Origin of the sequence: Bacillus sp. BD59S, from assembly GCF_007363175.1 — a bacterium.
In the GTDB taxonomy this organism is placed as follows: Bacteria; Bacillota; Bacilli; order Bacillales; family Bacillaceae_G; genus Bacillus_A; species Bacillus_A pacificus.
In genome coordinates this window covers 4,768,046-4,793,802 of the sequence record NZ_CP034686.1, presented here as the reverse complement: position 1 = coordinate 4,793,802, position 25,757 = coordinate 4,768,046, and the positions used below count along the sequence as shown (strand labels likewise).

26 protein-coding genes and 1 pseudogene are annotated in these 25,757 nt (G+C 37.5%); 22 read left to right on the top strand and 5 right to left on the bottom strand.

From position 1 onward, the window contains the following. Window positions 1-229 precede the first annotated feature (229 nt). The 7 genes from cccB to EKQ63_RS27370 all read left to right on the top strand — a co-directional run bounded on the left by cccB (window position 230) and on the right by EKQ63_RS27370 (window position 7,667). A complete protein-coding gene (gene cccB, locus EKQ63_RS27400) occupies window positions 230-553 on the top strand; it encodes a cytochrome c551 (protein WP_000727972.1) in 324 nt (107 codons plus the stop codon). Window positions 554-843: 290 nt separating this feature from the next. Further along, on the top strand, window positions 844-1,530 hold the full coding sequence (ftsE, locus tag EKQ63_RS27395; protein WP_087955103.1) for a cell division ATP-binding protein FtsE: 687 nt from the start codon (window positions 844-846) through the stop codon (window positions 1,528-1,530). Beyond that, the gene (ftsX, locus tag EKQ63_RS27390) at window positions 1,520-2,413 is read left to right on the top strand and encodes a permease-like cell division protein FtsX (RefSeq protein ID WP_000645019.1); all 894 of its coding nucleotides are present in this window, start codon (window positions 1,520-1,522) and stop codon (window positions 2,411-2,413) included. The genes ftsE and ftsX overlap by 11 nt, the downstream gene beginning before the upstream one ends. A 70-nt stretch (window positions 2,414-2,483) precedes the next feature. Beyond that, window positions 2,484-3,968: a S41 family peptidase gene (locus EKQ63_RS27385; RefSeq protein WP_140168428.1), complete on the top strand. Its 1,485-nt coding sequence runs from the start codon at window positions 2,484-2,486 to the stop codon at window positions 3,966-3,968. Between the two features lie 134 nt (window positions 3,969-4,102). Continuing rightward, window positions 4,103-5,305: a PDZ domain-containing protein gene (locus tag EKQ63_RS27380; RefSeq protein ID WP_087955101.1), complete on the top strand. Its 1,203-nt coding sequence runs from the start codon at window positions 4,103-4,105 to the stop codon at window positions 5,303-5,305. A gap of 267 nt (window positions 5,306-5,572) precedes the next feature. Then, window positions 5,573-7,288 (top strand): ABC transporter ATP-binding protein, encoded by a 1,716-nt coding sequence (locus EKQ63_RS27375; protein WP_000944619.1) that lies wholly within the window; start codon window positions 5,573-5,575, stop codon window positions 7,286-7,288. 67 nt (window positions 7,289-7,355) lie between these two features. Continuing rightward, entirely contained in the window at window positions 7,356-7,667 is a 312-nt protein-coding gene (locus tag EKQ63_RS27370) for a heavy metal-binding domain-containing protein (RefSeq protein ID WP_000637523.1), read from the top strand. Window positions 7,668-7,915: 248 nt separating this feature from the next. On the opposite strand, the gene abc-f is transcribed toward EKQ63_RS27370, so the two are convergent. From abc-f to EKQ63_RS27345, 4 genes are all read right to left on the bottom strand, one after another. Continuing rightward, window positions 7,916-9,550: a ribosomal protection-like ABC-F family protein gene (gene abc-f, locus EKQ63_RS27360; protein WP_143881669.1), complete on the bottom strand. Its 1,635-nt coding sequence runs from the start codon at window positions 9,548-9,550 to the stop codon at window positions 7,916-7,918. Between the two features lie 264 nt (window positions 9,551-9,814). Next, window positions 9,815-10,360, bottom strand: a complete 546-nt coding sequence (locus EKQ63_RS27355; protein WP_088325765.1) for a flavodoxin family protein — start codon at window positions 10,358-10,360, stop codon at window positions 9,815-9,817. A 4-nt stretch (window positions 10,361-10,364) separates the two neighbouring features. Beyond that, on the bottom strand, window positions 10,365-10,733 hold the full coding sequence (locus tag EKQ63_RS27350; RefSeq protein WP_049112550.1) for a MerR family transcriptional regulator: 369 nt from the start codon (window positions 10,731-10,733) through the stop codon (window positions 10,365-10,367). 51 nt (window positions 10,734-10,784) lie between these two features. Then, entirely contained in the window at window positions 10,785-11,678 is an 894-nt protein-coding gene (locus EKQ63_RS27345; RefSeq protein ID WP_087955098.1) for a LysR family transcriptional regulator, read from the bottom strand. A 151-nt stretch (window positions 11,679-11,829) separates the two neighbouring features. Between EKQ63_RS27345 and EKQ63_RS27340 the strand changes: the two genes are divergently transcribed. After that, on the top strand, window positions 11,830-12,852 hold the full coding sequence (locus EKQ63_RS27340) for a YeiH family protein (RefSeq protein WP_049112546.1): 1,023 nt from the start codon (window positions 11,830-11,832) through the stop codon (window positions 12,850-12,852). A gap of 22 nt (window positions 12,853-12,874) precedes the next feature. Here the strand turns inward: EKQ63_RS27340 and EKQ63_RS27335 are convergent, their stop codons facing one another. After that, window positions 12,875-13,888, bottom strand: a complete 1,014-nt coding sequence (locus EKQ63_RS27335) for a phosphotransferase (protein ID WP_143881668.1) — start codon at window positions 13,886-13,888, stop codon at window positions 12,875-12,877. Window positions 13,889-13,988: 100 nt separating this feature from the next. On the opposite strand from EKQ63_RS27335, the gene EKQ63_RS27330 reads away from it, so the two are divergent. The 14 genes and pseudogenes from EKQ63_RS27330 (at window position 13,989) to ppaX (ending at window position 25,755) form a co-directional block, all read left to right on the top strand. Next, on the top strand, window positions 13,989-14,186 hold the full coding sequence (locus tag EKQ63_RS27330; RefSeq protein WP_000538359.1) for a helix-turn-helix transcriptional regulator: 198 nt from the start codon (window positions 13,989-13,991) through the stop codon (window positions 14,184-14,186). 11 nt (window positions 14,187-14,197) lie between these two features. Beyond that, window positions 14,198-14,587 carry a hypothetical protein gene (locus tag EKQ63_RS27325; RefSeq protein WP_143881667.1) on the top strand — a complete coding sequence of 130 codons (390 nt, stop codon included), beginning with the start codon at window positions 14,198-14,200 and terminating at the stop codon, window positions 14,585-14,587. A gap of 18 nt (window positions 14,588-14,605) precedes the next feature. After that, window positions 14,606-14,827 (top strand): hypothetical protein, encoded by a 222-nt coding sequence (locus tag EKQ63_RS27320; RefSeq protein ID WP_048553072.1) that lies wholly within the window; start codon window positions 14,606-14,608, stop codon window positions 14,825-14,827. Between the two features lie 57 nt (window positions 14,828-14,884). Further along, window positions 14,885-15,112 (top strand): hypothetical protein, encoded by a 228-nt coding sequence (locus EKQ63_RS27315; protein ID WP_048553074.1) that lies wholly within the window; start codon window positions 14,885-14,887, stop codon window positions 15,110-15,112. A gap of 100 nt (window positions 15,113-15,212) precedes the next feature. After that, a complete protein-coding gene (locus tag EKQ63_RS27310) occupies window positions 15,213-15,974 on the top strand; it encodes a MerR family transcriptional regulator (protein WP_048553078.1) in 762 nt (253 codons plus the stop codon). Then, complete coding sequence (locus EKQ63_RS27305) at window positions 15,971-16,591, top strand: hypothetical protein (RefSeq protein WP_143881666.1); 621 nt, start codon at window positions 15,971-15,973, stop codon at window positions 16,589-16,591. The genes EKQ63_RS27310 and EKQ63_RS27305 overlap by 4 nt, the downstream gene beginning before the upstream one ends. Before the next feature lie 275 nt (window positions 16,592-16,866). Further along, window positions 16,867-18,843 carry an excinuclease ABC subunit B gene (gene uvrB, locus EKQ63_RS27300; protein ID WP_087955093.1) on the top strand — a complete coding sequence of 659 codons (1,977 nt, stop codon included), beginning with the start codon at window positions 16,867-16,869 and terminating at the stop codon, window positions 18,841-18,843. 5 nt (window positions 18,844-18,848) lie between these two features. Continuing rightward, window positions 18,849-21,725: an excinuclease ABC subunit UvrA gene (gene uvrA / locus EKQ63_RS27295; protein WP_087955092.1), complete on the top strand. Its 2,877-nt coding sequence runs from the start codon at window positions 18,849-18,851 to the stop codon at window positions 21,723-21,725. Between the two features lie 125 nt (window positions 21,726-21,850). Beyond that, entirely contained in the window at window positions 21,851-22,327 is a 477-nt protein-coding gene (locus EKQ63_RS27290) for a DUF5680 domain-containing protein (RefSeq protein WP_087955091.1), read from the top strand. A gap of 28 nt (window positions 22,328-22,355) precedes the next feature. Beyond that, window positions 22,356-22,619 (top strand): annotated as a pseudogene (locus EKQ63_RS27285) (DUF4275 family protein); the annotation flags it as partial. 114 nt (window positions 22,620-22,733) lie between these two features. Then, on the top strand, window positions 22,734-23,114 hold the full coding sequence (locus EKQ63_RS27280; protein ID WP_001267308.1) for a phage holin family protein: 381 nt from the start codon (window positions 22,734-22,736) through the stop codon (window positions 23,112-23,114). Window positions 23,115-23,270: 156 nt separating this feature from the next. Continuing rightward, window positions 23,271-24,200, top strand: coding sequence for an HPr(Ser) kinase/phosphatase (gene hprK, locus EKQ63_RS27275; RefSeq protein WP_029440973.1), 930 nt, complete (start codon window positions 23,271-23,273; stop codon window positions 24,198-24,200). Window positions 24,201-24,224: 24 nt separating this feature from the next. Continuing rightward, window positions 24,225-25,037, top strand: coding sequence for a prolipoprotein diacylglyceryl transferase (gene lgt, locus EKQ63_RS27270; protein ID WP_087955090.1), 813 nt, complete (start codon window positions 24,225-24,227; stop codon window positions 25,035-25,037). Between the two features lie 67 nt (window positions 25,038-25,104). Next, a complete protein-coding gene (gene ppaX / locus EKQ63_RS27265) occupies window positions 25,105-25,755 on the top strand; it encodes a pyrophosphatase PpaX (protein WP_088325759.1) in 651 nt (216 codons plus the stop codon). Window positions 25,756-25,757 lie beyond the last annotated feature (2 nt).

Sequence of the window (25,757 nt, the reverse complement as noted above, 5' to 3'; positions counted from 1 at the left end):
GCTTTCTACAGAATTTTTCTAAATTCCCGTTCAAAAAGGATCCTTTATAGAAGTTTATAAGTTGTTCACAGAATTGAAACAACTTATAAAAGCTTTATATCACTAGGGTTCCCACTGTATTTTTGAAGAATATGAAATATACCTTAGTTTTTCTATATAAAGATAATGCTTATAATGAAAATGAGTGTGTTAGGAATGAAAAGAATATCAACAATGGGGAGCGATAGAAGTGAAAAAGAAATTGTTGGCTATTGCGCTAGGAACATCAGTCGTTTTTGCTTTAGGAGCGTGTGGAAATAAAGAAGAGAGTAAGTCTTCGAACCAGTCTGCAAGTACAGACAGTGCAGAACAAATTTTCCAAAGAAGTTGTGCCGGGTGTCACGCAACAGATTTATCAGGAGCAACTGGACCTGATTTAAGAAAAGTAGGCGGGAAGTACGACGCTGCAGATATTGAAGAAATTATTAAAAAAGGTCGCGGTTCAATGTCACCAGGACTTATTCAAGGTGAAGATGCGAAAAAAGTAGCTGAATGGTTAGCTGAACATAAATAAAAAGGGGTAAAATGGACGAGTTGATTCATATAATCAACTCGTTTCCCTTTTTTTGGAATGTAACATAACTGTAACAAAAATGTATCCGAATTGGAAACCGTTTGATGTTACAATGAGGTTTGTAGAATTTTGCTGAAATATATTACATAGAGTAGTATTGCTTAGAAAAAGAGTATAAGTAGACTACCTTCAACAAGAGTGGTTTAAAAGAGAATAAAGGTTTAGCTTTTATTTCCAAATGTACAGAAAAGTATTTCGAAAAAAAATCATTAAGTATTGGGTGATAAATAATGATAAAAATGACCAATGTTTATAAGGAGTATCCGAATGGTATGAAAGCCATTGCTGGTCTCACAGTTAACATTAAACAAGGCGAGTTTGTATACGTAGTTGGACCGAGTGGAGCCGGGAAATCTACATTTATTAAAATGATGTATCGTGAAGAGAAACCATCTACAGGATCTATTAATGTAAATGGACTTACTATCGAGTCTTTAGCAGAAAGAGACGTTCCATATTTCCGTCGTCAATTAGGCGTGATTTTCCAAGACTTTAAATTACTACCTAAATTAACAGTATATGAGAATGTTGCGTTTGCCTTAGAAGTAATTGAAGAAGAGCCAGATGCAATTCGTGAGCGTGTAACAGAAGTGTTAGGTCTTGTAGGTCTTGAAGATCGTGCAGACGCACTTCCAAGCGAACTTTCAGGCGGGGAGCAGCAACGTGTTGCGATTGCGAGAGCAATTGTTAATAGACCAAAGGTTGTAATTGCCGATGAGCCAACAGGTAACTTAGATATTGAAACAGCTCTTGATATTATGAAGATTTTCACGCGCATTAATGAGCGTGGTACAACGATTGTTATGGCGACACATAACGCAGATATCGTAAATACAATCCGTCATCGTGTAATCGCGATTGAAGGCGGAAAAATTGTTCGAGATGAGATTGAGGGAGGATACGGATATGAAGGCTAAGACCCTTAGTCGACATTTGCGAGAAGGTGTAAAGAATCTATCACGTAACGGATGGATGACGTTTGCTTCTGTTAGTGCAGTAACAGTTACATTATTACTTGTAGGTGTCTTTTTAACAGCGATTATGAATATGAACCATTTTGCGACGAAAGTAGAGCAAGATGTAGAGATTCGTGTACACATTGATCCAGCAGCAAAAGAAGCTGATCAAAAGAAATTAGAAGATGATATGAGTAAGATTGCAAAAGTAGACTCTATTAAATATTCTTCTAAAGAAGAAGAGTTAAAACGTTTAATTAAAAGCTTAGGCGATAGCGGAAAGACATTTGAGTTATTTGAACAAGATAACCCACTTAAAAACGTATTCGTTGTAAAAGCAAAAGAACCAACAGATACAGCGACAATTGCGAAAAAGATTGAAAAAATGCAGTTTGTAAGTAATGTTCAGTACGGAAAAGGGCAAGTTGAACGATTATTTGATACTGTAAAAACTGGTCGTAATATCGGTATTGTGTTAATTGCTGGTCTTTTATTCACAGCGATGTTCTTAATCTCTAATACAATTAAAATTACAATTTATGCTCGTAGTACAGAAATTGAAATTATGAAACTTGTAGGTGCAACAAACTGGTTTATTCGTTGGCCGTTCTTATTAGAGGGATTATTCCTAGGAGTATTAGGATCAATTATTCCAATTGGCTTAATTCTAGTTACGTATAATTCGTTACAAGGTGTGTTTAACGAAAAACTTGGCGGAACAATTTTCGAACTTCTACCATACAGCCCATTCGTATTCCAATTAGCTGGTTTACTAGTGTTAATCGGGGCTTTAATCGGTATGTGGGGAAGTGTAATGTCAATTCGTCGCTTCTTAAAAGTATAAAAAGTTGCAAACATAATTCGTACAAGCTTATCATATAGTAGAAATAGGTAAAGGCATCACACACTGTGTGATGCCTTTTGCTACACCACCTGTGTGTTTTGGAAAGGGGAATTCCGCATTGAAACGTAGAGTTGCAATTATTGGAATGGTTGTTGCATTTTTAATTGGTGCTGGCGGAATGTTTGCGGGTATGTCTTTATTTGGGGTTAACCCAGCAGAAGTAACGCAAACAATTTCGAGTGGAAACGCTAGCACTGCGCAAGGGAATTTGGCAAAAATTAATGAGGCGTATGCACTAATTGATTCACGTTATGTGGAAGACGTGAAAGATGAAAAATTAGTCGAAGGTGCAATACAAGGCATGTTGTCTACGCTGAAGGACCCTTATTCCACGTATATGGATAAAGAAACGGCTAAACAGTTTAGTGAATCGCTTGATCCCGAGTTAGAAGGGATTGGGGCTGAGGTGAACAAAACGGACGGTAAGCTTATTATCGTATCTCCAATTAAAGGCTCACCAGCAGAAAAGATTGGAATTAAACCGAATGACCAAATTTTATCTGTAGATGGAAATAGTGTGAAAGATTTATCACGTGAAGAAGCGGTATTAAAGATTCGTGGTAAAAAAGGAACGACTGTTGCGATTGAAATTAAGCGTGCAGGAGTGGCTGATCCGATTGTATTTAAAATTAAGCGTGAAAAAATTCCAATCTTCACAGTGTTTAGCTCTGTGAAACAAGAGAGCGGAAAAGATATCGGTTATATGCAAATCACTTCTTTTGCTGAAAATACAGCGAAAGAATTTAAGGATCAGTTAAAAGAGTTAGAGAAGAAAAACATAAAAGGCTTAGTTATTGACGTGCGTGGTAATCCTGGTGGCTACTTAAATAGTGTAGAAGAGATACTAGGGGAAATTATGACGGATAAAAAGCCGATGCTGCAAGTAGAGCAACGAAATGGTGAGAAGAAGAAATTCTCTACGGAACTGAAAGAGAGAAAGCCATATCCAATTTCAGTATTAATTGATAACGGAAGTGCTTCTGCTTCAGAGATTTTAGCGGGTGCGTTAAAAGAGGGAGAAGGATACGATTTAATTGGTGAAAAAACGTTTGGTAAAGGGACTGTTCAGCAAGCTGTTCCATTTAAAGATGGCAGCAACATCAAATTAACGATGTTCAAATGGTTAACACCGGATGGAAACTGGATTCATAAAAAAGGAATCAAGCCAACTGTAGAAGTGAAACAACCAGATTATTATCATGCGACACCAATTCAAATTGAGAAGACACTTTCATACAATTCAAATGATGTACAAGTAAAACACGCACAAGAAATGCTTAAGAGTTTAGGATATGTACCAGGACGTGAAGATGGATACTTTAGTAAAGAGACAGAATCAGCACTGAAAGCATTCCAAAATGCGAATAAGATGGAAGCGACAGGACAGCTCGATAAAAAGACAGCTGAGGCGATTCAAACGAAAATTATTGAAAAAATCCGTTCTGGAGAAAATGATCTACAATTACAGTCAGCATTAAAATTAATGGCGAAATAAAGTGAAACTTTAATCAGTGGGGGGCTTCATCCCCCGCTGATAATAAGAAATACAGGCAGTTTGCTGCCTGTATTTTTTTGTGTTAAACAAACGTTTGTCCAGTTATGATAATATAAAAAGAAAGAATGATATAAATGGTGGTGAATGGGTTCGTGGAGGCATGGATTTTTGAAATAATGCGGGCAGTTGGACGTTTTTTCTTACACCCTGCTGTCTATGTATTTTTAATAAGTAGTATCTTCGTTGGATACTTACGTATGTTACGAGAACGAAAAGATTTTTCTTTTAAAGTTTATGATATTTGGTTCGAACTGCGAACATCTTTATTGGCGGGGGTTAAATACGGATTAATCGTATCTATCATTACGATTGGGCTCGGACTTGTCGTTTCTAAGGCGAGCTTATGGGCCATTTTACTTTGGACGTTACTATTTGGATTAACTGCTATGTATCGATATTTATCAGCAGCTTATACGTTTAGTATCGCGATTGTATGTGTTCTATTATCTTCTAAGCTACCAGTTTCTTTCTTACAGCTTAGAGAAGGTGAAGAGAATACAATTGTATCCCTTGCTATTTTGCTAGGCATCATGCTCGTTGTAGAGGGCTTGTTGATTTCTAAAAATGCAGTAGGATATTCGACGCCGAAGATTAGGAAGGGTAAGCGCGGACTAAAGATTGGTTTACACGAATCAAAGCGTTTATGGATCGTTCCTATTTTTATTCTTGTACCAGGTGACGCAGTAACGCAGTTTATTTCATGGTGGCCTGTCGTTTCAATCGGTTCACACACATATTCTCTATTCCTCGTTCCATTTTTAATTGGATTTATGAGAAGGATTAGAAGTTATGAGCCGACAGAAGCTTTATTATTTACAGGAAGACGTGTGTACGGATTAGCAGGACTTGTGCTTGTTTTAGGAATCGCAAGTTATTGGTGGCACGTACTTGCCATTATTGCAATGGGCGTTGCAATGCTTGGACGTTTTACAATTTCCATGCAAGAGAAAATTGCGGATGAAACAAGACCAGCGTACTTCGCTGCACGTAATGATGGACTCGTTGTATTAGATACAATTCCAAATACAATTGGAGCAGAGCTAAATTTACTACCTGGAGAAATGATTACGAAAGTAAATGGAGTCATTCCAAGAAGTGCTGAGGAATTTTATGATGCGCTTCAAACGAAGACGACAGGAGCATTTTGTAAATTAGAAGTATTAGATACAAATGGAGAGTTACGTCTTGCTCAAACGGCATTATACGCTGGTGGACATCACGAATTAGGTATTGTGTTTGTTCAGCAGGAGCATGAATGGGATTCGGAAGCGATGTAATAGAAGAAAAGGTATCACCTTGTGGTGATGCCTTTTTTTGTAAGCTGGGCGGTAGTTATAGTACACGAAATTTATATCGGCGATTATCGGAATATATCAGCGCAACTTGAGATATATCAGCGATTATTCAAATATATGAACTTTCCGGCAAAAAACGATAACTATCGCAAACCTTAGTTTAGTTTCATAATCGAATCACTTGAATAATTATTTGATAATGGTTATCATTTAGGGAGTCTTTTTAATTTTGGAAAATGGAGGGAAGATATGCTACGTAAATTTTTTTCTTACTATAAACCGTATAAAGGTTTATTTATACTCGACTTTTCTTGTGCAGTCGTCGCAGGATTACTAGAACTTGGCTTCCCGCTTATCGTAAATCAATTTATTGATAAGTTATTGCCAGGGCAAAACTGGACACTTATTTTATGGGCTTGTTTCGGTTTACTTGCAGTGTATATGTTAAATGCAGGCTTACAATATGTTGTTACATACTGGGGACATATGCTTGGTGTTAACATTGAAACAGATATGAGGCAGAAATTATTTGATCATATTCAAAAGCTATCATTCAGATTTTTTGACAATAATAAAACAGGTCATTTAATTTCACGTCTTACAAACGACTTAATGGAAATTGGGGAAATTGCTCACCATGGGCCAGAAGATTTATTTATCGCTGTTATGACTTTAGTCGGGGCATTTTCATTTATGATGATGATCAACTGGAAGTTAGCGCTATTAACATTCTTCGTTATTCCATTCCTATTATGGTTGGCGCTTTACTTCAACAAAAAAATGACAGGTACGTTCAGACGTTTATTCTCAGACGTTGCTGATTTTAATGCATGTATTGAGAACAACGTTGGTGGTATTCGCGTTGTACAAGCATTCGGAAATGAAAAGTTTGAGAAAGAGCAATTCGCTGTGAACAACGCTCGTTTCCGTACAACGAAATTAATGGCGTATAAAATTATGGCGTTAAATTCATCGATTAGTTATATGCTCATGCGTCTCGTAACGCTCTTCGTCTTAATATGCGGTACATGGTTTGTTCTGCAAGGTGAATTAACGTACGGTGGATTTATCGGATTCGTTCTATTAACGAATATTTTCTTCCGCCCAATTGAAAAAATTAATGCGGTAATCGAAAGTTATCCGAAAGGGATTGCTGGTTTTAAAAGATATGTAGAGCTTCTTGAAACAGAGCCAGATATTGTGGACTCTAAAGATGCGATGGAAGTGAAGCATGTACATGGTGATATTCAATATAACAACATTACATTCGGATATGAAAATAAAGAACCGATTTTAAATGATATTAGTTTGAAAATACATGCAGGTGAAACAGTTGCGTTCGTTGGGCCATCTGGAGCTGGAAAAACGACGTTATGTAGTTTACTCCCACGTTTTTATGAACAATCGTCTGGGTCGATCCAAATTGACGGTATTGATACGAAAGATATGACGTTATCTTCACTTCGTAAGCAAATTGGAATCGTGCAGCAAGATGTGTTCTTATTCTCAGGAACGATTCGTGAAAACATTGCTTACGGAAATTTAAAGGCATCAGAGGCTGAAATTTGGCAGGCAGTAAAACGTGCGCAATTAGAAGATTTAATTTACTCACAACCAGACGGTTTAGATACCGTTATCGGTGAGCGCGGCGTGAAACTTTCAGGCGGACAGAAGCAACGTCTAGCGATTGCTCGTATGTTCTTGAAAAACCCACCAATTTTAATACTTGATGAAGCGACTTCTGCACTAGACACAGAGACAGAACTTGCAATTCAAAAATCACTTGCTGAACTATCTGTTGGCCGTACAACATTAGTTATCGCTCATAGGCTTGCAACGATTAAAAATGCAGATCGAATCGTCGTTGTAAATAAAGATGGGATTGCAGAACAAGGTTCACATGATGAATTAATTGAACAAGGCGGAGGATATAGCAGATTATACGAAGCGCAATTTAGTTCGTAAATATAATTTTTGCCCAATTAGCACACCATATAAGTAGATGGAAATCTCATATGGGAGGCTATAAAGTATGATTGTAACAACAACGTCTACAATTCAAGGAAAAGAAATTATTGAGTATATCGATATCGTCAATGGGGAAGCGATTATGGGCGCGAATATCGTTCGTGATCTTTTTGCCTCTGTTCGTGACGTTGTCGGCGGTCGTGCTGGCGCTTATGAAAGTAAATTAAAAGAAGCGCGCGACATCGCAATGGAAGAAATGAAAACTTTCGCAAGGCAAAAAAATGCGAATGCAATTGTTGGTATCGACGTGGATTACGAAGTAGTTCGCGAAGGGATGTTAATGGTTGCGGTGAGCGGGACTGCTGTTCGTATATAAAGTGAAACTTTAATCAGTGGGGTGTTTGTTCCCCACTGATTATTAGTTGAACCAATCGGGCATTTACGGGCAGTTGGTCTCCCATCTACCTTCTTTGCCTTAACCGAATTTTGAGGTGGGAGTCTTACTGCCCGTTAATTCGGGATAAAGTAAAAAGCCGTGCTGGTGCACGGCTTTTTATATTCTATGTCGAAGTTTCAATATTTCTTGGGAAATGCGGAAGGTCCCGTCGATATATAGGGAAGATATTAGAGTGCTTCTTTACATTTCCGGATTTGAGCTAATAATGTTTCGTATTCTTGTTCGAGAGATTTAATGTCATTATGATGATTTGGTATGGAAATTCGGCCAATGATTTCTGTTAATTTTGTTTGTAATCGTAACAATTCTTGTTCAGTAACGTTTACAGAATCCTCGGTTGTTCTTTTTGTGTATTGCTCGTAATTACCGTGGAAGATTCTTGGTTCACTCTCATCTACTTGTAGAATATGGTCTGCAACAGAGCGAATAAAGGCGCGGTCATGGCTAATGAAAAGTATTGTGCCAGGATATTCTTGTAACATGCTTTCTAATTCTTCTTGTGTTGCTAAGTCTAAATAGTTTGTTGGTTCATCGAGCAGAAGCATATTATAGTTTCCTAAAAATACTTTTGCGAGTGCAACCTTCATTCGCTCACCCCCGCTTAGAACGTGCACAGGTTTATGAACATCTTCACGGCGGAATAGAAGCCTTGCAAGTATAGTGCGAACGAACGAATCTGTATAGTTTGTTTCTTCTAGAACATTTTCTAAAATGGTTTTATCTGTTTTTAAAATAGATAGTGTTTGTTCGAAGTATCCAATTTTACAACTCTTCGAGAGCTGCATTCCACTTTCATTTGCAAGAAGCATGTTGAACAAAGTTGTTTTGCCACTTCCGTTTGCCCCTAAAATAGCAAGCTTTGCACCAGGAGCAATAGTTCCATTCATATTTTTAAATAGTGTACGATCACCTATTTTCTTTTTGGCTTTATTGAACTGTACTGCCACTTTACTATGAATGGGTGTATGGTATTGCACGTCAAACTGAGCTTGAGAAAGATCCTTTGGCTTTTCCTTCTTTTCTAGTTTTTCGAGACGTGTTTCTAATGCTTTCGCTGCTTTACTAACCTGTTCTTGGCCATGAGCCCCACTTAATTTATACAGTTTAGATTCAGATGAACTAAACCGTGTTGGGATTTTTGTCATGCTAGAAGTACGTTGCTTTTTTTGTAAAATGGACTGCTCTAAACGATTTTTTTCTTGTACATATTGCTCATATTCTGCTTGTTTTTGTATTCGCTCACGTTCTTTTTGCTTGCGATAGTTTGAATAATTACCTTTATACTCTTGAATAGTACCGTCTTCGATTTCAATGATTTTTGTACATATCGCATCTAAAAAGTCACGATCATGTGATATTAAAACAAGTGCCCCTTTATAAGATGAAAGTGCCTTTTCTAATTGTTCTGTACCGGCCATATCTAAGTGGCTTGTTGGTTCATCAGCGAATAAAATGCCTGCATTCTGTTCAAGAGCGTGGGCAATCTTTAGACGCATTCGTTCACCGCCGCTCATTGAATCTGTAACGTTTGAAATGCTCCATTTTCCTTTTGCGAGAGAAGAAGCGGTTTCTGGTAGTTCTTCGCTAAGCTGAGGAATGATGCTGATAGAACTATGATGAGTTACTGTACCTTCGTCAGCTTCTATTTCTTTACTTAATATTTGTAATAACGTAGATTTACCAGCACCGTTGACTCCGACAATTCCTATGCGATCCTGTGATTGAATTTCCAGTGATGGTAACGTAAATAGGGTGCGATCACCAAAGCTTTTTTCAATATTACGTGCGAATAAAATAGTCATAAAAAAACCTCCCTAGTTTCACTAGAGAGGATAAACGTCGCCCTTGCATGTAAAAATCGTACATAAATAAACGATTTTTTACATGATCGTTTCGAAAGAAAGTATCGACAAATGGACAGACTAATCCTCTGCTAGTTTTCATCATTTTTGTTCACTATTTGTGATGGATGAAATAAATAAGAGAATTAGAACTTCATTGGTCAAAGTACCTTCCTTTCATAATATTATTTTTATTGTATGCGCATACAAAAGGGTTTGTCAAACTTATTTCAGCTTTTGATTTTTGAATTCGTTATTATGAATTTGAGCCTTCGCCAGCGCCTCAGCATCATTTTGAATTTCATCCAATCCATTCGCATCCCCAATAACATACCCTTCAAATGATGACCCAACAAAATCAAAGATGTATTGGAACTGGGAGATAAGCGGTAATGCTTTTAGTTTCGGATTATCTCCACCAACGATAACAACGTACATTTTTTTGCCTTTCATTTTTTCTTTGAAATGAAGGGATGTATCACGCAAACTTTGTGACCAGCGATCGATGAAGTTTTTCATATGACCGCTCATCCCGTACCAATATAATGGTGTAGCAAAGATAATTGTGTCGTGCTCTAACATGCGTTTCGTTAACTGCTCGTAGTCATCATCTACAGATTGGAATCCTTCTGCATCATGACGCTGATCTGTAATAGGATAGACTGTGTGATCACGTAAATAAATTTGTTCTGTTTCAATTCCATCAATCATCATATGTGTTAAAAATTCCGTATTTCCATTTTGTCTTGAACTGCCGTGTATAACAAACATGTCATCATTCCTTTTCTTTTGTTTGTTTTAGGAGTGAAACGTGTTTTTGCAAATTCGTTTGAATATTGGATAGCAATGAGATTTGCTTTGTTACTTCATTAAGTTTATCTTCATAAAGCGTAAGGATGCTGCTGCACGGATTGTCGTACAAGTGCGGTTCAATTTCAAGGCAGCGCAGCATCCTTGCCGTCTCTTCTAAATTTAACCCAATTTGTAAGTACATTTGGATAAGCTCCACTTTTTCGATGGCACTTTCATCAAAATCACGGTAGCCATTTGCGAGGCGTTTCGAAGGGAGTAATCCCTTTTCTTCGTAATGTCTTAGTGATCTTTCGCTAACGCCAGTTTCTTTTGATAACTCTCCAATTCGCAATGCGTTTCACTCCTTTTACATGTATTGTAAACCTTCACACTAATGTGAAGGTCAACTCTGTTTTTTCGCAAAAGAATCTACATGATTTAAAAACACTTGAATAGCTTTAGATGGGATGAAATATTTGCCACGCACAATGGAGAACGGACGGATAAGTTGTTCATTTGGAACTTCGACGTGGAATAGTTCTTTTGCTAGTAGCTCTTTCCGTACAGTCCAATCAGAAAGCATAGCAATGCCAAGCCCGGCTGCGACGGCTTCCTTCACGCTTTGAATACTACTAAATGTAAAGAATCGTTTCATTTTTAAATGGTGTTGATGAATAAAGCGATCGCTATAAGCACGTGTTCCAGAACCACTTTCTCTTAATACCCATACTTGGTCTTGGAGTGTCCTTTCATTTATTTCATTTGTGCGGAGCAGTGGATGATTTGGCGGAACGACGAGCTTCATTTCATCTTGCATAAACGTTTCAACGTCAACGTCGGCGTATATAACTTGACCTTCTACTAAGCCGATATCAATTTGATTAGAGCGAAGGCTTTGCAAAACGTCTTCTGTATTCGAGATAAAGGTATGAACTTCAACGCGTGGATTTTCATTCGCATAGTTAGCCAGTATTTTTGGAAGTAAGTATTCGCCAATTGTAAAACTAGCACCGATGCGAAGTGTTCCTGTTACAACGTTATGTAGTTCGTTAATTTCTTGCTTAGCATCTTCGTAAAGAGAGAGCATTTGCTTTGCATGTATGTATAGAATATTTCCAGCTTCCGTAACTTGGACATGTTTCGGAGAGCGTTGAATAAGTGTAGTGCCAAATTCGTTTTCTAAATTGCGTATATGCATACTTACTCCAGGCTGTGAAAGGTTTAATAATTCTGCTGCACGGGAGAAATGTTTCTGTTCAACGACAGTAACAAAAATTTTTAAAATGTCTACGTTCATATAGTGGGCTCCTTTCTTTTTCTATCATCTTATCATAAGTATTTCTGATGATAGAGATTTGGTATTGGTATTAAACTTATTATAGAAACTCTCTTATAATGTAAGTAGAAAGAACATGCATGTTCCAATACGATTATTGGGGTGGTACAAGGTGGAACAAACACTTGTTATACAAAAGAAGAAGGGCTTTGGATTTTCGCAAGGAATTGGGATTACATTATTAATCGCAATTGCCGCGAAATATTTAGCAGAGCTTCCATTTTTAAATATTATGGGACAATTAGTAATTGCTATTCTAATTGGGATGGTTTGGCGTGCGGCAATTGGAGTTCCTCATGATGCGATTGCAGGGACGAATTTCGCGAGTAAGAAATTACTTCGCTTCGGGATCATCTTACTTGGAATGCGATTAAATCTTGTTGATATTGCGAAGGCGGGACCGAAAGTATTGGTCATCGCGGCGGTTGTTATTACATTTACGATTTTCGTTGTATATGGACTAACGAAAGTATTTAAGGTAGAAAAGAAACTTGGGATTTTAACAGCATGTGGAACAGCAATTTGCGGCGCGGCAGCGGTCGTGGCAATTGCGCCGCAAGTGAAAGCGAAAGATGACGAAACAGCAGTTGGAGCAGCTATTATCGCAATTTTAGGTACGATATTTACGCTTATTTATACGTTATTATATCCAGTGCTTGGTTTATCTCCGTACGGTTACGGTGTATTCTCAGGTGCGACGCTTCACGAAATCGCTCATGTCATCGCAGCTGCGGCGCCAGGAGGAAGCACGGCTGTAGACATCGCAGTTATCGTGAAACTAACGCGCGTTGCAATGCTTGTACCAGTAGCAATTTTAATTGGGTTATGGTTTGGTAAGAGTGAGGGAAGCAAGGAAAAAAGATCATGGCGCGACCTTCCAATTCCGTGGTTCATTTTCGGATTTTTAGCGATGAGTGCGGTGCATTCGCTCGGGATTATTCCAGAAGTTGTTGCGGGATATATTGTTGTTCTTGCTTATATGCTTATCGCAATGGCGATGGCGGGGCTTGGTTTAAATGTAGAGTTTAAAACGTTCCGTAAGTTAGGAAGCAAAGCATTCGTGGCAGGGCTAATTGGCTCGGTTTGCTTATCGGTGCTTGGATATGTTCTTGTATATGTGTTAGGGTTTATGTAGTAGTAAAGAAGGAGGTATCCTTTTAGATATCTCCTTCTTTTTTGTATTGTAGTAAATCCAGCATAATAGATAATTCTTTTTCCACATCAGTAAATTGTCCTTCATTTATAAGCTGGATTATTTTTTGAGTTCGTCTAAAGCGAAATGGACGTACAATTTGGATGATGAGGGGCAAGGTTTTTCTTTCTAGAGTAGAGAGAGGGCGTATTTTCATATAAGCAGATAAAAATTCTTGAAAACAATCTTCCTTATCATCGCCCATAAGTTCGTAAGCTAAAAAAATCCCTTCTCCGACGAGGTGATTAATAAAAACTTCATCTCCAGCAATGTTGAAATCAATCAGTGATTCAAATGTACTATTATCGTTCAATAAAATATTATTTGGGGAGAGGTCACCTTGTACAGCCCCTTTAGGTAGGTCATTCCATACCTTTCGTAATTCCTCACGTTTCTTATAAAAAAGTGTAAACACTTTATCCACCAATACTTGGTTAATTTCAGTAGTCTTTAAACTCTCTTTTAAAAGATTGGCTTCTAATTCTATATCATCATATATACCAGGTTTATCGGAAGTATTCCCTCCAAACATTCCCCAGTAAGTGCCGTGCTCAAAATGAATATGATGTTTTTCAGAAATAACGTGTGTTTTCCCAAGTAAAAGTCCCAAGGTATGCAGTAACGATTTATTTATTTCTTCGTCTCTCAATTCTCTTCCCGGCATCCATTCTTCTATTGTGATAGGAAACGGAATTTCAAATGAGTGGGCAGGTAAGTAGTATCGTCCATCATTCGTTTGGAGCCGGCGGGGTACAGGAATGTCATTTTCAATAAAAGCTTGGCAAAGCTCTCCTTGTGTTTGAAGACCGTCTAGTGTTGTGAAAGGGTCTTTGTAAAATCGAATTAATAGTTTGAGGTTAGGTGTGGAACATGAGATGAGTATGTCTTTATCTTTAGAAAAGCGTATTACTTCATAGTGAAATGATTCTTGTATACGGAATACTTGTAGCAGCTGTTGTATAGTAGCGCTTTTAAACATAATGATTTCCTCCGATATAAGTTGCTTAAATGTATATTTCTATGTAATGAAAAATCAACCTTTTTATGTAAAGATATCTTTACTTTTGAAGGTGGAGCCTATGGGTGTAAAAAATAAAATTAAAGAATTAAGAAAGCAACATCATATAACGCAAGTTGAAATGGCAAAGGCGATGCAGGTGACGCGGCAGACAATCGTAGCGATTGAAAACCATCATTACAACCCGAGTCTAGAGTTATCCTTAAAAATCGCCAAATATTTTGGAGTGAAGGTGGAGGAAATATTTACGCTAGAGTAAGGGGAGAGAAAATGAACGATACTAAAAAGTTATTGATCGGTGCGACTTTTGGATTGTTTTTAGGAGACATTTTAGTTCATATTATGAATCCGGCTATACCAATTTTAACACTCGTAGTGAGTAACGTTTTAGCGATTGTATTTTTGTTAGTGTATGCGTATTACAAAAAGCGTAAGTACAGAAAAGAAGAACTTCCGGATATAGATGAGCGAGTAAATGAAAACATAAAAAGGTATGTGAATGTCTCATTTGTATTCGTGTTTCTATTACTTATTGTTTATATTGTTGCGAGTAAAGCAATAGGTAGAGCTGTTATACCAGTGCAAGAAATACTTATGATCTGTAGTTCCTTATTTGCAGGTAGTCTCATCATAGGAGTTATGGTAGGCAAACGAGCATAGTGATAGGAGGAATGAAAAATGCAAGATGAGTTTGAGAGATTTCAGTCGGATAAAGCGTTTAAATATGTAGGGTTATTTTTCACGATTAGTTTAGCAATATGGAGTTTATATAATTTAATTGTTGACGGAAGTGCTGGTATGCCGTTTGTGTTATTTGTACTAGGGCAGTTTGTTTATTTCTTTGTGAACTATTGGCCAAAATGGAGATATAGAAATAGTAAAGAGGCTGATCGTGTATAAGTATGGCATCGATGAGTATTTTTGCAACAAGGAATAGATAGAAAAAGGGGAACTGGGATGGGATTACCGGTATTATGTGTCGCTACAGTTATATTTGCGCTTCTTTGGGGAATGCAAAATTTTTCTCGTAATCCAGTGCCAAGCATTTGTATTATGATTGGTACTGTAGGTTTATCGTATTATTTATTACTATTAGCTCATTATCATAAAACCGCAACGAGCGTTGTTGTTGGCGCGCTTATTTTATGTTGTGGTCGTGCTGTACACAAGGGGTTATTTCCGTAAAAGCTGTTTATACAAAGAGTATAAACAGCTTTTTGTATTTTTTTTACAAAAGGCTTGAAAGTGACGTAACGTCATCTTTTATAATGAAGGGGAAGAGGTGATGGTAGTGATTTCAATACAACAATTGACGAAAGAAACAGGGGTAACAGTACGTACATTACGTTATTATGATCAAATAGATTTATTAAAGCCGAGCGGGAAAACAGAAGGGGGCCATCGTTTATATAGTGAAGCTGACGTAATACGTCTCCAACAAATTTTATTTTTAAAGGAAATGGGATTTTCACTAAAAGAGTCTGCGAATATGTTAGTAAAAGGTGAGCTTAACTTAAAGGATTCGCTTGAAAAACAACTTCGATTTGTACAGGAAGAACAAAAGAAATTTAATCGAATGGAGCGTGTTCTACAAGCGGTTGTTTATTCAGTAGATGTAGAGGGAGAGCTCGATTGGAAAGTTATGTTTGAATTAATTCAGCTTTCGAAACAGTCTCCTCGTATACGTGAAATATTCCAAAATGAAGTGTTTTCAAAGGAAGAACAAAAATTGCTTCAGAATTTGCCAAATATGAGTGAAGAAGATCCGAATGTTTTAGAATGGGTAGATTTATTAAAGCAATTACGTACTTTTATGAAAGAAGGTAAAGAAGCCGCTAGTGATGAGGTACAAGAAGCAACGAAGAAATTAATGCAGAAGTGTTTAGAGATGGCTAATGGTGACGAAGCATTTTTAGATAAGTTATGGGAAGTTAGAAAATCGAAAGAAGCTTCACAGAAAATGAGCATGTATCCAATCGAAGAAGAACTTTTACTATATATGGATGAAGCTTGTCGTATTTATGATGAAAAGGAGAGGGATAAATGAGTATGCTCGCAGAATATCGTTGGTATTTTTTAATTGGGGCAGAGATTGTATTTTGGTTATCGGCTATCGGTTTCTTTTTATTCCGTTACGGATTCCGTTTGAAAAAGGCAAGTTTTATTATGGGGATTGTACTACTCGTAAATGAAGTATTTATTTTAACTTTAGCAGTAGTGGATTACTATCAAACAGGAAAGTTTTCTAACTTTCAAATCATTACTGTAATCATTTTATTGTATGCAGTTTTCTACGGGAAAAAGGATTTGAAGAAGCTTGATATATTTGCGCAAAAATTAGTTGCGAAATGGCGGAATGAACCGGCGCCTATTATAGAAGAACAGGTAGAATTAACAGGTATGGCTTATGCGAAGCAGGAAATAAAAAATTGGGTATTGCACCTTAGTTTGTTTGTTGTTGTGCATATTTTCTTTTTCTTTCTGTACGGTCTTGCCCCGGTTGAACAATGGCGTAATTGGTTAGAAACGGGAATTGTTTTAAATAAAGCAGCGAGTCGGGTTAGCCAAGTTTGGGCGATTATACTTTTAGTGGATGCAGCTATTTCATTTTCATATGTTCTTTTTCCGAAGAAGGGGAAAGGGAACAAGAAGCTACTTTCTTAGGGGAAAGTAGCTTTTTTAGTATGCCAATAGTTTATATAGGAGAGGATGACAGTAGGAAAAAGAGCTGATTTTAAATGAAGTGGAACCTTAATCAGTGTGGTGCTTACTGTTTGTTCATGCGGAAGAAGATTTGATAAGGAAGGAGGTGTACTCTTCTTCCTTTTTCTATATATATTGTCGAAAACTTTACCGAATATCTGTTCGTTTTTTTAGGTTTTTTATAGGCATTCGTGGTAAAATAATAATACAGATTTTTATGAGGAGGTCGGATTTTCTTGGAACGTCAATTTGAAATTGTCTCAGCGTATTCCCCGCAAGGTGATCAGCCGGTAGCTATAGAGAAGCTTGTAAAGGGAATTAATAGTGGAAAGAAAAAGCAAGTGTTGCTTGGGGCGACAGGAACGGGTAAGACATTTACGATTTCAAATGTCATTAAAGAAGTGCAAAAGCCAACACTTGTCATGGCTCATAATAAAACGTTAGCAGGACAGTTATATAGTGAGTTGAAAGACTTTTTCCCAAATAATGCGGTTGAATATTTTGTTAGTTATTACGATTATTATCAACCAGAAGCGTATGTGCCGCAAACAGATACGTTTATTGAAAAAGACGCACAGATTAATGATGAAATTGATAAATTGCGTCACTCGGCAACGTCTGCATTATTTGAACGGGATGATGTAATTATTGTTGCGAGTGTTTCGTGTATATATGGTTTAGGTTCTCCAGAAGAATACCGCGAGTTAGTTGTTTCACTTCGAGTTGGTATGGAAAAGGATCGCAATCAATTGCTTCGTGAACTTGTTGATGTGCAGTATGGACGTAATGATATTGATTTCAAGCGTGGTACATTCCGTGTGCGCGGAGATGTAGTTGAAATCTTCCCGGCATCACTTGACGAGCATTGTATTCGAATTGAGTTTTTTGGTGATGAAATTGACCGTATTCGCGAAGTAAATGCGTTAACAGGGGAAGTATTAGCAGAGCGTGATCATGTAGCAATTTTCCCAGCATCTCACTTCGTTACACGTGAAGAAAAAATGAAGGTCGCTATTGAAAATATCGAAAAAGAATTAGAAGAGCGTTTAAAGGAATTAAATGATAACGGCAAGTTGTTAGAAGCGCAGCGTATAGAACAGCGTACACGTTATGATTTAGAAATGATGCGCGAGATGGGCTTTTGTTCAGGTATTGAAAACTATTCCCGTCATTTAACACTTCGTCCAGCGGGAGCAACGCCGTATACGTTATTAGACTATTTCCCGAAAGATTTCTTAATCGTTATGGATGAGTCGCATGTATCAGTGCCGCAAGTAAGAGCGATGTATAACGGGGACCAAGCGCGTAAGCAAGTGCTTGTGGATCATGGATTCCGTCTGCCATCAGCTTTAGATAATAGACCGCTCACATTTGATGAGTTTGAAGAGAAAACGAATCAAGTTATTTACGTGTCAGCAACGCCAGGACCGTATGAATTAGAGCAGTCGCCAGAAGTAATAGAACAAATTATTCGTCCAACAGGGCTTTTAGATCCGCCAATTGATATACGACCAATTGAAGGGCAGATTGACGATTTATTAGGAGAGATTCAAGATCGCATTGCAAAAAATGAACGTGTATTAATTACAACTTTAACAAAGAAGATGTCAGAGGATTTAACAGACTACTTAAAAGATGTAGGAATTAAGGTGAATTACCTGCATTCTGAAGTGAAAACGTTAGAACGTATTGAAATTATACGAGATCTTCGCCTTGGTAAGTTTGATGTTCTTGTCGGTATTAACTTATTGCGAGAAGGATTAGATATTCCAGAAGTATCCCTTGTAGCTATTTTAGATGCTGATAAGGAAGGGTTCTTGCGTTCAGAACGTTCATTAATTCAAACAATCGGTCGTGCAGCACGTAATGAAAACGGCCGCGTTATTATGTACGCAGATCGTATAACGAGATCGATGGGAATTGCGATTGAAGAAACACAGCGTCGTCGTAGTATACAAGAGGCTTACAATGAAGAGCATGGTATTACGCCGAAAACGATTCAAAAAGGTGTGCGTGATGTAATCCGTGCAACGACAGCTGCTGAAGAGCCGGAAACATATGAGGCAACGCCAGCTAAGAAGATGACGAAAAAAGAGCGTGAAAAGACAATTGCGAAGATGGAAGCAGAAATGAAAGAAGCAGCAAAAGCGTTAGACTTCGAGCGTGCAGCTGAATTAAGAGATTTACTATTAGAATTAAAAGCGGAAGGGTGAAAAGAGTGAGTAAGAGCAAGGATTTTATTGTTGTAAAAGGTGCTAGAGCACATAACTTAAAAAATATTGATGTAACCATTCCGAGAAATCAGCTTGTCGTTGTAACAGGATTGTCTGGTTCGGGGAAATCATCATTAGCATTTGATACGATTTATGCAGAAGGGCAGCGCAGATACGTAGAATCGTTATCTGCGTATGCGCGTCAGTTTTTAGGACAAATGGATAAGCCGGATGTAGATACAATTGAAGGATTGTCACCAGCGATTTCAATCGATCAAAAAACGACAAGTCGTAATCCGCGTTCAACTGTCGGAACGGTAACGGAGATTTATGATTATCTACGTCTATTATTTGCGCGAATTGGTACACCGATTTGTCCGAATCATGGCATTGAAATTACGTCACAAACAGTAGAGCAGATGGTAGACCGTGTACTTGAATATCCTGAACGTACGAAATTACAAGTTTTAGCTCCTATCGTTTCTGGACGTAAAGGTGCACATGTGAAAGTACTTGAAGATATTAAGAAGCAAGGGTATGTTCGTGTACGTGTTGATGGTGAAATGCTTGATGTGTCTGAAGATATTGCGTTAGATAAAAATAAGAAGCATTCCATTGAAGTTGTAATTGACCGTATTGTTGTAAAAGAAGGAATCGCAAGCCGTCTTGCTGATTCACTTGAAAGTGCATTAAAGCTTGGCGGGGGCCGCGTGTTAATCGATGTAATGGGAGAAGAGGAACTGTTATTTAGTGAACATCATGCTTGTCCACATTGTGGTTTTTCAATTGGAGAATTAGAACCGCGTATGTTCTCATTCAATAGTCCGTTCGGTGCATGTCCTTCTTGTGATGGACTTGGCTCAAAGCTAGAGGTAGATTTAGAACTTGTTATTCCGAACTGGGATTTATCATTAAATGAACATGCGATTGCGCCTTGGGAGCCGACAAGCTCACAATATTACCCACAGCTTTTACAATCTGTATGTAATCATTACGGCGTTGATATGGATGTGCCTGTGAAAAATATACCGAAAGATTTATTTGATAAAGTGTTGTACGGAAGCGGAGAAGAGAAAGTTTATTTCCGTTATGTAAATGAATTTGGTCAAGTAAAGGAAAATGAGATTTTATTTGAAGGTGTTATTCCAAATATTGAACGTCGTTATCGTGAAACGAGTTCCGATTACATTCGTGAGCAAATGGAAAAATATATGGCAGAACAAGCTTGTCCGAAGTGTAAAGGTGGACGTTTAAAACCTGAGAGTTTGGCTGTTTTTGTTGGTGATAAAACGATTGCTGATGTAACGAAATATTCTGTTCAAGAAGTACAGGAGTTCTTCTCAAATGTGGAGCTAACAGAGAAACAACAAAAAATTGCTCATTTAATTTTAAGAGAGATTCAGGAGCGCGTTGGGTTCTTAGTGAACGTTGGTTTAGATTATTTAACGTTAAGTCGTGCCGCAGGAACTTTATCGGGTGGTGAGGCGCAACGTATTCGTTTAGCAACGCAAATTGGTTCTCGTCTTACTGGTGTACTTTACATTCTTGATGAGCCTTCTATCGGTTTGCATCAGCGCGATAACGACCGTCTTATTCGTACATTGCAAGAAATGCGTGATTTAGGTAATACGTTAATTGTTGTTGAGCATGATGAAGATACGATGATGGCAGCTGATTATTTACTTGATATCGGGCCTGGCGCAGGTATTCACGGTGGACAAGTCGTATCAGCAGGTACACCAGCCGAAGTGATGCAAGATGAGAATTCGCTAACAGGGAAGTATTTAAGCGGTAAAGAGTTTATTCCAGTTCCACTTGAAAGACGTAAAGGTGACGGACGAAAAGTGGAAATTGTCGGTGCAAAAGAGAATAATTTAAAGAACGCGAAAATGTCATTCCCGCTTGGTACGTTTGTAGCGGTAACGGGTGTATCTGGTTCTGGTAAAAGTACGATGATTAATGAAGTATTATATAAATCGTTAGCGCAAAAGTTATATAAAGCGAAAGCGAAGCCAGGTACTCATAAAGAGATTAAAGGTCTTGAGCATTTAGATAAAGTAATCGATATTGATCAATCGCCAATTGGACGTACACCACGTTCTAACCCAGCGACTTATACAGGTGTGTTTGATGATATTCGTGATGTGTTTGCCCAAACGAATGAAGCGAAAGTGCGCGGATATCAAAAAGGGCGTTTCAGCTTTAATGTGAAAGGCGGACGTTGTGAAGCGTGCCGTGGTGATGGAATTATTAAAATTGAAATGCACTTCTTACCAGACGTATACGTGCCTTGTGAAGTTTGTCATGGTAAACGTTATAATCGTGAAACGTTAGAAGTGAAATATAAAGATAAAAACATTTCTGAAGTGTTAGGGATGACAATTGAAGATGGAGTAGAGTTCTTTGCTAATATCCCAAAAATTAAGCGTAAACTTCAAACGCTTGTAGACGTTGGTCTTGGTTATATGAAATTAGGGCAACCAGCTACGACGTTATCTGGTGGTGAAGCACAGCGTGTGAAATTAGCTTCTGAATTACACCGTCGTTCTACAGGACGTACACTATACATTTTAGACGAGCCAACGACTGGTTTACATGCGCATGATATTGCACGTCTTCTAGAGGTATTGCAGCGTCTTGTTGAGAGCGGTGAGACGGTACTGGTAATTGAACATAATTTAGATGTAATTAAAACAGCTGATTATATCGTTGACCTTGGACCAGAGGGCGGAGACAAAGGTGGACAAATCGTTGCTTCTGGAACGCCAGAGCAAGTAGTGAAAGAAGAGCGCTCGTATACAGGTAAGTATTTAAAAGAGATTTTAAATCGTGATAAAGCAAGAATGAAAGAGAGAATAAAAGAAGTAGAGTTATCACAATAAGTTTAGTAATAAAAACCGAGTTGAAATGACGCTCGGTTTTTATTATATAGGGGGAGAAGATGGAGTTTTTAGATGTTTTAAGAAATTTATAAGTTATCAAAATTGAATTGTAATGGAGGGGGATTATGTCAATTAATCATAAATCACTTGCCCAATTTATTGTAGAAGCGAAAAGAAAGACATATGCATCTCAGGGAGATGACGCATCAGTTCAGGCGTTATTAAACGGATCGAAACAACTTGAGTACAGTAGCGGTGATTATTTTTATCGAGATATTTATTTTGGTTCAGCTTTTTTTATTGGACAAGAAACTGTAGAGTTTGAGAATCGTCCCATTTGGTCAATGGTCTATTCAGGTGGTGTCACTAATTCAAACTCAGATTGGGATATCATGGGTCCAATTTATAACTTCCTTCGCCAAGCATTAAGGTCAGTTGATACGAATTCTATCTATCGTGGTCCAAATTACTATAAATCAGGTACATATATTTTCAAGAATGAGTATGAAGGTACTCTTGATTGTTTTCAAGGTAAAGAAATCATTCTCATAGGTGATGAAAAGGTGTATGAATTGAAATATAGCGGTGGAATAGTACGATAATTATTTTAATAGAACCACAATGTGAAAAGAGAAAAAGAAATACTTAAAGGGTAAAGAAGCAGAAAACGCGTTTCATAATGAAGTGAAAAAGGAGTGCTACATCTTCTATCAACACTGTGATGATGTACTACTAATAAAAGATGCAAGTTTATTAAGTATGGATGATATATTACGTGAAACAGATGATATGTATAAAGGCGATATTTACATTGTAGATAAAGATTTCACTTGGACTTTTGTGAAAACGCATGAGCATAGATGGTGTGGGCCTTATTTCGCAAAGAAGTGTTAGTAGGTATACAAGCATGAAGAGTAGAATAAGTTGATATAAGTGTGTATAGGATACTTGCGTTTCTTATCTATTAGCGTATGATGAAATATATATGTCAAAAGGATGTGTAAGAAAATGAGATGGATTGTATCACTTCTTGTAAATAGCGTTGTGTTAATCGCTGTATCGGGACTTTTAAAAGGGATTGCACCAGATGCGTTTTACGTAGCAAATATACAAACTGCAATTATTGCGAGTATTATTTTGGCTGTTTTAAATGTGTTTGTAAAACCGTTCTTAATTTTAATTACGCTACCAATTACGGTTGTAACTTTCGGGTTCTTCTTAATTGTTATTAATGCGATTACGTTAAAAATAGCAGATTCATTATTAGGAGATGCATTTAATATATCAGGGTTTGGTGTAGCGATCGTTGCGGCAATTTGTATTTCAATTTTTAATATGATTATTGAAAAGGCAATTGTGGAACCTTTATATGAAAAAAAGAGAAAATGACAAAAAGAAAAACATTTCATGATGTGTATGAAATGTTTTTTTCTATTTATTAGAAACCGTATTTCTTGTTTCCAGAAAAAAATGGTACAATATCCGGTAGAATGGAATTTTACATCAAATGAGACTGAACCCGCAGCGGAGTGGAGGTTTATACATATGCCGAAAGTAAGGACAAAAGATTTAATTGAACAATTTCAATTGGAGTTAATAAGTGGTGAAGAAGGAATTCATCGTCCGATTGATACAAGTGATTTATCACGACCTGGAATTGAAATGGCAGGATTTTTTACATATTATCCAGCTGATCGCGTACAGCTTCTTGGAAAGACGGAGCTTACGTTCTTTGACACGTTAACATCAGAGCAAAAACAAGAGAGAATGAAAGCGCTTTGTACTGAAGAGACGCCATGTATTATTATAACTCGTAATCAAGATGTACCAGATGAGTTACTGCAAGCATCACGTGAATCAGGCATGCCTTTATTGCGTTCTTCTCAAACGACAACAAGATTATCAAGTCGTTTAACAAATTATTTAGAAGGTAAGTTAGCGCCAACAACTGCTGTTCATGGTGTACTAGTAGATATTTATGGTGTTGGTGTTTTAATTACAGGTCAAAGTGGTGTTGGTAAAAGTGAGACAGCTCTTGAACTTGTGAAGCGTGGTCACCGTCTTGTTGCGGATGATAGTGTAGAAATTCGCCAAGAAGATGAAGACACATTAGTAGGAAGCTCACCAGATTTAATTGAGCATTTATTAGAAATTCGTGGCTTAGGTATCATTAACGTTATGACGTTATTCGGTGCAGGGGCAGTGCGAAATTATAAGCGTATTACACTTGTTATTAACCTTGAAATTTGGGATCAAAAGAAAAATTATGATCGCTTAGGTCTTGATGAAGAGAAGATGAAGATTATTGATACAGAACTTACGAAGATTACACTTCCAGTTCGTCCTGGTCGAAACTTAGCTGTTATTATTGAAGTGGCAGCGATGAACTTCCGTTTAAAACGTATGGGAGTCAATGCAGCACAGCAGTTCTCAGAACGGTTAATGAGTGCGATTGAGTTAGGAAATCAGGAGTAAACATTGGAGAGGGAGGTCATACATATGCTGTTAGGTTCTGTACCACAGCTTGACCGCGTAGCGATCCAACTTGGGCCGTTTCCTGTTTATTGGTACGGGATTATTATCGGTACAGGTGTGCTATTAGGTCTTTGGCTAGCAACTCGCGAAGGAGAAAGGCTAGGTATTCCAAAAGATACATTTGTTGACCTTGTATTAATTGCAGTACCGATCGCTATTCTATTTGCGAGAATGTACTATGTTATTTTTGAATGGGAATATTACGCGCAAAACCCGAGTCAAATTATTAATATTCGTCAAGGTGGTTTGGCGATTCATGGTGGCTTAATCGGGGCTGTTATTACAGGGATTCTTTTTGCGAAACGCCGCGGAGTTTCGTTCTGGAAGTTGGCGGATATTGCTGCACCAAGTATTTTACTAGGACAAGCAATTGGCCGATGGGGAAACTTTATGAACCAAGAGGCACATGGTGATGAAGTAACGAGACAGTTTTTAGAAGGCCTTCATTTACCGGATTTTATTATTAATCAAATGTATATTGATGGTGTTTACTATCACCCGACGTTTTTATATGAATCATTATGGAATTTTGCAGGGGTAATTCTATTACTTGCATTACGAAAAGTGAATTTACGCCGCGGGGAATTATTCTTCACATATTTAATTTGGTATTCAGTAGGGCGCTTCTTTGTAGAAGGCTTACGTACAGATAGTTTAATGCTAGGACCACTTCGTATCGCACAAGTAATGTCAATTGGAATTGTTGTTATTTCTATTATTTTCATTATTGTGAGACGAAAAATGGGGCAAGCTGATAAAAGATATTTAGAAAATTAGAGAAAAGTAGCATCTTATTATGAGATGCTGCTTCTTTCATATTCAGGAAAGAGAAAGGACTAAGGCAATGAGAATAAATACAGTGTTATTTGATTTAGATGGAACGTTAATTAATACAAATGAACTTATTATTTCTTCTTTTTTACATACTTTAAATACATATTATCCAAATCAATATAAGCGTGAAGATGTATTGCCATTTATCGGTCCATCTTTGCATGATACTTTCAGCAAGATTGATGAAAGTAAGGTTGAAGAGTTAATTACAAGCTATCGTCAATTTAACCATGATCATCATGATGAATTAGTAGAAGAATATGAAACTGTATATGAAACAGTTCAAGAGTTGAAGAAACAAGGTTATAAGGTTGGTATTGTTACAACGAAAGCGAGACAAACCGTTGAGATGGGATTAAAGCTATCAAAGCTTGATGAGTTTTTTGATGTTGTTGTGACAATTGATGATGTAGAGCATGTGAAACCACATCCAGAGCCACTTCAAAAAGCGCTTCAGTTATTAGATGCGAAACCAGAAGAAGCATTGATGGTTGGGGATAATCATCATGATATTGTTGGTGGACAAAATGCGGGTACGAAAACAGCTGCGGTTTCATGGACATTGAAAGGTAGAGCGTATTTAGAGGCTTACAAGCCAGACTTTATGCTAGATAAAATGAGTGATTTATTGCCGATTTTGTCCGACATGAATCGTTCGTAAAG